Raw genomic sequence first — 6541 nt, 5'->3', positions numbered from 1 at the left:
CCCAATTACCTGTAAGTGCTCCCTTTGCGTAGTCCACAACTCGATTTTCGAAAAAGTTGCTATGCGTTACGCCAAGCATGGCGTCCAGCCAAGGCAACGGGTTTTCATCCGTACCGAAGATCGCCTTGAGGCCGAGCCCCATCAGACGGCGGTCGGCGATGTAGCGGATGTAGGCGCGCACGTCCTCGCGCGAGAGGCGCTTCATCTCGGAGACGCCGAAGGCGAGGTCGATGAACTTGTCCTCGAGGTCGACCATCACCTCGGCGATGCCGTAGATCTTGGCCTTGAGGGCATCGGTCCAGAGCTCCGGATTCTCCTTGATGTACTCGCGGAAGATCTTCGTCATCGACTCGGTGTGCAGCGTCTCGTCGGCGATCGACCAGGCGATGATCTGCCCCATGCCCTTCATGGTGCCGTTGCGCGTGAAGTTGAGGAGCATCACGAAGGAGGAGAAGAGCTGCATGCCCTCGGTGAAGGCCGAGAAGGCGGCGATCTGCGCGGCGAGGTCGCCCTCGTCCTTTTCGACCTCGTTGAAGAAGTCGTGCTTGGCGGCCATCGCCTCGTACTGCAGGAACTCGTTGTAGATGGACTCGGGGAGCCCGAGCGTCTCAATGAGGTGCGAGTAGGCGGCGATGTGCACCGCCTCGCGCGCGGCGAAGGACGACAGCATCATGCGCACTTCGGGCTGTCGGAAGCGCGGGAGATAGGTGTTGACGTAGGCGCCCGAGACGTCGATGTCGCCCTGGGTGAAGAACCGGAGGATCTTCGTGAGGAAGTCCTTCTCGCTCTCGGAGAGCTTCTGCTGATAGTCCTTCACGTCCTCGATCATCGGGACTTCGGTCCAGAGCCAGTGCATCTGCTCGGACTGCATGAAGGCCTCGTAGGCCCAGGGGTACTGGAAGGGCTTGTAGTAGTCGCGCCCCTCGAGGAGACCGCCCGCGGCGGGCTTCTTGTCGGTCATGGTGGATTCCTTTTGTTTGACGAGCGGCGGCCTCAGCCTTCGCAGGCGAGGCAGGTCGAATCGTCCGCAACGGCGCGCATGTCGATTTCGTCCTCAATGCGGCGCCGCTCGGCCTTGACGCCGACGCGGTCGGCCTTGCGCAGCTTGTCCGAGCGGTTGTAGTAGAGCGACTTCAGGCCCTTCTTCCAGGCGAGGAAGTGGCAGGCGTGAAGGTACGGGATTGGGACGTCGGGCGGGAAGAAGAGGTTGACGCTCTGGCCCTGGTCGATGAACTTCTGCCTGTCGGCGGCGAGCTCGATGATCCAGCGCTGATCGATCTCGGGGGCGGTCTTGAAGACGTCGCGCACGTCCTTGGGGATGTCCTCACGGTGCTGCACGGAGCCGTCGTGGGCGATGATGTCGGCCCAGACGGCGTCGGTGTCGAGTCCGAGCTCGGCGAGCTTCGCCTTGAGAAAGCGGTTCTTCATGATGTAGGCGCCCGAAATCGTGTCCTGCCGGTAGATGTTCGCGCGATAGGGTTCGATCGAGGGGCTCGTGCCGCCCATGATGAGGGACGAGGAGGCGTTGGGCGCGACGCTCATCCAGTGGGAGAAGCGGCGCGCGACGCCCGAGTCCGCGGCGTCGGGGCAGGCCCCGCGCTCGGCGCAGAGCTTCGCGTCGGCTTGGGCGCAGGCCTCGCGCATGCGGCGGAAGATCTGGATGTTGATCGACTTCGCGAGCGCGGACTCAAACGGGATCCCGTGCTTCTGCAGGTACGCGTGAAAGCCCATGGCCCCGAGCCCCACCGAGCGCTCGCGCATGGCGCAGTAGCGGGCGCGCCGGATCTGGTCGGGCGCGTGGTCGATGAAGTACTGCAGCACGTTGTCGAGGAATTCCATCGCGTCGGGGATGAACTGCGGGTCGTTCTTCCACTCGTCGTAGTGCTCGAGGTTCACCGACGAGAGGCAGCACACCGCGGTGCGCTCGGGCGACGTGGGCAGAAAGATCTCCGTGCAGAGGTTCGAGCCGTGGATCGAGAGCCCCTTGTCCTTCAACCACGACGGGAGCGCCCGGTTCGCGGTGTCGGTGAAGATGAGGTAGGGCTCGCCCGTGTGCATGCGCATCTCGAGGATGCGCTGCCACAGGTCGCGCGCGGAGACGCGCTCCACGACCTCGCCCGTCGTCGGGTGCTTGAGCTCCCACGTGTCGTCCGCGTCGGCGTCGCGCATCGAGGCTTCGATCTTCTCCATGAAGGCGTCGGGGATGTTGACGCCGTGGTGGAGGTTGAGCGCCTTCATATTTTGGTCGCCCGTGGGCTTGCGCATCTCGATGAACTGCACGATGTCGGGGTGGCTCACGTCGAGGAAGGCCGCGTAGGAGCCGCGGCGCGTGGAGCCCTGACGGTAGGCGAGGCAGGCGGCGTCGTAGACCTTGAGGTGCGGCAGCACCCCGACGGACTTTTCGTCCGCGGAGCGGATGCGCACGTGAATGCCGACGCCGCCCCCGAGCATCGAGAGCCAATTGACTTCAGAGAGCGTGTTCACCAACCCCTCGGCGCTGTCCTCCATGTAGGTGAGGAAGCACGAGATCGGCAGCCCCCGGCGGCCGCGGCCAAAGGAGAGGATCGGCGTCGAGAAGGAGAGCCAGTGGCGGCTCGCGTAGTCATAGATGCGCTGCGCGTGCGCGGGGTTCGAGGCGAAGTGTTCCGCCACGAACGCAAAGCGCTCCTGCGGGCTCTTTTCATCCGGGCGCATGTAGCTCTCGCGAAGGCGCATGAGGCCCAATTCGTCGAAGAGCGCGTCGCGCGAGGTGTCGATCTGAACGGTCATGAGGGTGAATCCTGTCGGAATCGGCGCGCAGCGCCCGCAAGTCGTTGAATCGTCTCGAAATCACTTCATATAGTGATTCTTCATCGTCAAATCAACGACGGGTAGTGGGTCGGGGGCGCACCAAGAAAAGTGGCACGGATCTTACCGGGCCGCGCCCGGACGGGGCAATGACCCTTTCGGGGGTGCCGCGCAGGCGCTCCGGGCGCCGAGCCCGGCAGCACCGGGGAGAGCGGGCTCCTCCGAGAGATGAAACAAATTGTTTTGGCTCCGCTGATAGCTTTTTGAGGCCGCCCGAAGACGACGGAAAGACGGTTCATGGAGCCGGCTGCGGCTGAACGCTCGTTCCATTATCCGAAATGGTGCAGTTCCGTTATGAAATCTTCTGCTGCGCCTCGGCCTCTGGACGCGCGCCGCATCCCTGGCGCTCCTCGCGACCTTCCTCACGATCTTCTTCATCGTGAGCGCGGGGCAGCCGTTCTCGGAGCGCGGGCTCGGGCTACGTCTACCTCGTGGGCTTCGCCGCACTCCTCTTCACCGGTGCGGCTCGTTCTCGCTCGACGGCATGCGCCGCACCGTGAAGGCCTGAGATCTGCAGGAGCGCCTGCAGAACGCTCCGCCGCGCGGTAAAGTACCCATCTCACTGCGCGGAGTACGGGTTGACCCGGAGGACGAGTGCGTCCTCCCTCCCGGGCCTGCGCGCCGACCCTTAGCAGATGTCATTCGAAGGAGTCCATCTCCATGTCTGAACTCATTCACGTCAACGGCGAAACCTTTGATGCCGAAGTGCTCAAGGCCGACAAGCCCGTCCTCTTCACCATCGGCGCCCCCTGGTGCGGCGACTGCCGCCGTGCGCAGCCCTTCCTCGTCGCGATGGCCAAGGTCTACGGCGACCGCATGAAGTTCGTCACCGCCAATGCCGACGAATCGCCCGAGCTCAAGACCCGCTGGAACGTCGGCCACATCCCGACGATGATCATCTTCAAGAACGGCAAGGCGCTCGACGGCCAGCTTGTTGAAGTGAAGACGCCGAGCGAACTCAAGGACTTCATCGAGACGGGCCTCGCCGCCTGACTCTCCTGCGGGTCCTTCAAACGCTCACCGCGCCCCGGGTCGGCGGGACGGCATCCCTTCATTCTCGTGAAGGAGCCGCCCTTCCGGCCCGATCGCTTTTCTCAAAAAACACTCCTCTCCCTCCGCCCGCGCCGCCACCATGTTCGCCAAAGGCCTCTCAACCATCGGTCTGCTTCTCGTCTCGAACGTCTTCATGACGCTCGCCTGGTACCTGCACCTCAAGCTCCAGGAGATGAAGGTGATCAGCTTGTGGCCCGTCTGGGCCGTGGTGCTCTTCTCCTGGTCGATCGCGCTCTTCGAGTACAGCTTCCAGGTGCCGGCGAACCGCATCGGGTTCGAGGGCAACGGGGGGCCCTTTTCGCTCCTCGAGCTCAAGGTGATTCAGGAGGTGATCACGCTCACCGTGTTCACCGTCTTCTCGATGACGCTCTTCGGCACGCGGCTCGCCTGGAACCACGTCGCCGCCTTCATCTGCCTCATCCTCGCCGTCTGGTTTGCGTTCCAGAAATAGGCGCCCGAAAATGAAGACGGGCCTGCGGCGAAGGGTTTCGCAGCAGACCCGCTTGCGGCAATGAGGAAGGACCGGCCGGACGTCTCAATATGTGGGTGATTCTGACGAGGCTCCGCCTCTCTCACCTGGAGATCGGGTGGCCGGTCGAGAATGTTTTTAGCGCAGGGCCGGTACCTTCATCCGACTAGAATCTCAGGAACAATCCTCGGAGTCCGTTGATGCCTTTCAGCACCGCCTTCAAGCCCATCCTCAAGCCCCTCACCCTCTGCGCCGCCCTCCTCTTTGCGGGAAGCGCCGTCATCACTGCGGCCGAAGCCGCGCCGGTCCAGGCGTGCGCCAAGTACCAGCGGCAGAACGCCACGTGGTCCCACGGCTACAAAGTGACGGGCGAGGTGCTCTCCGGCGCCGAGATGAACGTCCACGCGAAGAAGCGCACCTACGACGCGGGCGCGCACTACTACGTGGTCTCCTGGAGGAAGGGCGGCTGGAGCGTGATGCGCCTTCCCGGCGCCGAGGTGCCCGTCGTGGAGACGTCGCTCTCGGACCAGTCCGGGAAGCCCTGGATCGTGCGGCGCGGGTGGACCGGCTGCTATTGAATTCACGCGCCCGATTTCAGACGACGGCGGTCGACGACATTAAAAAACCCCGGTTGTTTCGCCCGGGGTTTTCCGTCTCGGCCGGAAGGGATCTTCCGGCCGGATTCGCTTTGGAGCTTCCGTGAAGTCTTAGACGAACATGTCCACGATCAGGAGGAAGACGAGGCCGAGGACCGAGACCACGGTGGACATCAGCGTCCAGGAGCAGATCGTCTCCTTCGTGGTGAGGCCGAAGAACTCCTTGATCATCCAGAAGGACGCGTCGTTCACGTGCGAGCAGATGGAGCTGCCCGCACCCGTGGCGAGCGTGATGAGCGCGAGGTTCACCGCCGGGTTGCCTTCGATCATCGGGATCACGAGGCCTGCCGTGGAGATCGCGGCGACCGTGGCGGAGCCGAGGCAGATGCGCAGCAACGACGCGATGCCCCAGGCGAGGATGATCGGGTTGATGTTCTCGCCCGAAACGAGCTGCGCGATGTAGGCGCCCGCACCGGAGTCGATCAGCACCTGCTTGAAGGCGCCGCCGCCGCCGATGATGAGCAGCAGCCCGGCGATGCCGGCGATGCCCGCGCCGCAGGTCTTCATAAGTTCAGGCATTTCCTTGCCGCGGGCAAAGCCCATCGACCAGAGCGCGAAGAGCATGGAGACCAACATCGCGGTCGTGGAGTTGCCGATAAAGAACACGGCTTCGAGGAACATCGAGCCGTCGCGCTGCGCCTCGGTGACGAAGAACTCGAGGATCGTGACGAGCGCCATCAGGATGACGGGGAGCATCGCGGTGACGAAGCTGATCCCGAAGGACGGCATTTCGGCGTCGGTGAAGTTCTTGGTCGAACCGAGGGCGGTGATGTCGCCCGCCTTTTCAAAGGCGGCCGGGATGAGGCGCTTCACGAGGCGGTTCAGAGCCGGGCCGGCGAGGAGGAAGGTCGGGATGCCGACGATCATGCCGTAGAGGAGCACCTGGCCGACGTCCGCACCGTATTCCTTGGCGATCACCGTGGGGCCCGGATGAGGCGGCAGGAAGCAGTGCGCGACGAGAAGACCGGCGAGCATCGGCACGCAGAGCGTCATCGGGCTCGTCTTGGCTTCACGCGCAATGGCGAAGATGATCGGGATGAGGAGAATGAGGCCCACCTCGAAGAAGAGCGCGATGCCGACGATAAAGGCCGAGCAGACGACCGCCCACTCCATGTGTTTGCGGCCGAAGAACCGCAGCATCGTGAGGGCGATGCGCTGCGCGCCGCCCGCTTCCGCGAGGAGCCGCCCGAGCATCACGCCGAAGCCGAAGATCAGGCCGATGTGGCCGAGGGTCGAGCCGAAGCCGCCCTCAACCGCGCCGATGATCTTGTGGAGCGGCATGCCGCTCGCGATCGCAACGCCGATCGAGACGATGATGAGCGCAACGAACGTGTTGAGCTTGTAGCGGATGGTGAGGAGCAGCAGCGCCGCTACGCCAAGAGCAATGATGAGAAGAGGCATGGTGTGCTTCTCCGTTGGAATGGCCCGGGTCCGTTCACTCTACGGACGGGAGGGGAATATCCGTCGGACGCGGGGCGCCCTTCGGGCGCACCCTCCCCCGATCCGCCCGTTCGGG

General features: G+C 63.9%; 6 protein-coding genes. 3 read left to right on the top strand and 3 right to left on the bottom strand.

From position 1 onward, the window contains the following. Together ACT6Y9_RS07605 and ACT6Y9_RS07600 are read right to left on the bottom strand one after the other, a co-directional pair. Positions 1 to 961 (bottom strand): ribonucleotide-diphosphate reductase subunit beta (locus ACT6Y9_RS07605; protein WP_443744088.1); only part of this gene is annotated, 961 nt, incomplete at its 3' end. Positions 962 to 993: 32 nt separating this feature from the next. Continuing rightward, positions 994 to 2769 (bottom strand): ribonucleoside-diphosphate reductase subunit alpha, encoded by a 1776-nt coding sequence (locus tag ACT6Y9_RS07600; protein ID WP_443744087.1) that lies wholly within the window; start codon positions 2767 to 2769, stop codon positions 994 to 996. A gap of 738 nt (positions 2770 to 3507) precedes the next feature. Here ACT6Y9_RS07600 and ACT6Y9_RS07595 point away from each other — a divergent pair. From ACT6Y9_RS07595 to ACT6Y9_RS07585, 3 genes are all read left to right on the top strand, one after another. Then, positions 3508 to 3840: a thioredoxin family protein gene (locus tag ACT6Y9_RS07595; RefSeq protein WP_443744086.1), complete on the top strand. Its 333-nt coding sequence runs from the start codon at positions 3508 to 3510 to the stop codon at positions 3838 to 3840. A gap of 139 nt (positions 3841 to 3979) precedes the next feature. Continuing rightward, complete coding sequence (locus ACT6Y9_RS07590) at positions 3980 to 4351, top strand: DMT family protein (RefSeq protein ID WP_443744085.1); 372 nt, start codon at positions 3980 to 3982, stop codon at positions 4349 to 4351. A gap of 218 nt (positions 4352 to 4569) precedes the next feature. After that, positions 4570 to 4947: a hypothetical protein gene (locus ACT6Y9_RS07585; protein ID WP_443744084.1), complete on the top strand. Its 378-nt coding sequence runs from the start codon at positions 4570 to 4572 to the stop codon at positions 4945 to 4947. 129 nt (positions 4948 to 5076) lie between these two features. Here the strand turns inward: ACT6Y9_RS07585 and ACT6Y9_RS07580 are convergent, their stop codons facing one another. Further along, positions 5077 to 6426 (bottom strand): gluconate:H+ symporter, encoded by a 1350-nt coding sequence (locus ACT6Y9_RS07580; RefSeq protein ID WP_443744083.1) that lies wholly within the window; start codon positions 6424 to 6426, stop codon positions 5077 to 5079. Between the last annotated feature and the right edge of the window lie 115 nt (positions 6427 to 6541).

It is taken from the genome of Sutterella sp., from assembly GCF_052272535.1.
GTDB lineage: Bacteria > Pseudomonadota > Gammaproteobacteria > Burkholderiales > Burkholderiaceae_F > Sutterella.
This window is presented reverse-complemented; position numbering and strand designations above follow the sequence as displayed.

Coding starts and splice junctions, on each gene's coding strand:
- ACT6Y9_RS07600 (WP_443744087.1), bottom strand. CDS start 2,769: ATGACCGTTCAGATCGACACCTCGCGCGACGCGCTCTTCGACGAATTG.
- ACT6Y9_RS07595 (WP_443744086.1), top strand. CDS start 3,508: ATGTCTGAACTCATTCACGTCAACGGCGAAACCTTTGATGCCGAAGTG.
- ACT6Y9_RS07590 (WP_443744085.1), top strand. CDS start 3,980: ATGTTCGCCAAAGGCCTCTCAACCATCGGTCTGCTTCTCGTCTCGAAC.
- ACT6Y9_RS07585 (WP_443744084.1), top strand. CDS start 4,570: ATGCCTTTCAGCACCGCCTTCAAGCCCATCCTCAAGCCCCTCACCCTC.
- ACT6Y9_RS07580 (WP_443744083.1), bottom strand. CDS start 6,426: ATGCCTCTTCTCATCATTGCTCTTGGCGTAGCGGCGCTGCTGCTCCTC.